The following is an 852-nucleotide window of genomic DNA, read 5'->3' on the forward strand; positions in this document are numbered from 1 at the left end:
AGTTCTTTCGCTTTTTCTGGCAAAGTGACATGAAAAAAGTGACGAAGGGTTTCACGGAACGTTTTCGCATTCGGAAAATAGACATTATTACGCACTTGCTCATTCATATACTTCCACCATCGCTCTATCGGATTGAGGTTTGGGCTGTAAGGCGGCAGGTAATGCAATTCAATATTCAGGACATACGCAATATCTTTCACCAACTCGGCTCGGTGGTAACCCGCACCATCCAGAATAATATGGATTTTTTGCGAAAGCGGGTAAGTTTCCCGGATCGCCCCGAAGAAATACGCGATGTTTTTAGCATTGATGCTCGGATATTCACGGATCACCGTGTCTTCAATGCGTTGTAAATTGAGGGCACCCAGAATATTGAGACGGGTACGACTGCCGGTGGTTTCGACCACTTTTACCTGATTTTTTCCTGCTTTCATCCAGCCATAGCTGAGCTTTGTGGACTGTGAAGGATGCACCGCATCAATAAATAGGATCGGTTCACTCTGACCCACTCTGTTTTTCAGCGATTGGTAGTCATCAATAAATTGTTGCTGTTTATCCGCATCGAATTTATGAGGCACTCCCTTTGGTTTTTTGTAGCGGAAACCTTGGCGGTGAAGCCATTTCGTCATTCCGCCCACGCTGAAAGAAACCTGCCAACGTGCTCGGACATAGGCCACAATTTGAGCGGTAGTATGCATCAAATTGGCCGTCAAATAATCGATCAGGTCGACGGTTTGTTCGGCAGATAAACGGCTTTCAGAGCCGCCATTTTCCGGGGTGAACTTTTCCTGAGCGATGAAATCTTTTAGATGACGGCTGACCGTACTTTCATGAATACGCAAGGCCTGTGCA

Annotated in this window: 1 protein-coding gene; it reads right to left on the reverse strand. The window is 46.1% G+C overall.

All coding sequences use genetic code 11. The features are described 5' to 3' along the window. On the reverse strand, positions 1-852 hold an 852-nt coding region (locus Xmir_RS22215), incomplete at both ends, for an IS630 family transposase (RefSeq protein ID WP_099116115.1).

The organism is Xenorhabdus miraniensis (assembly GCF_002632615.1).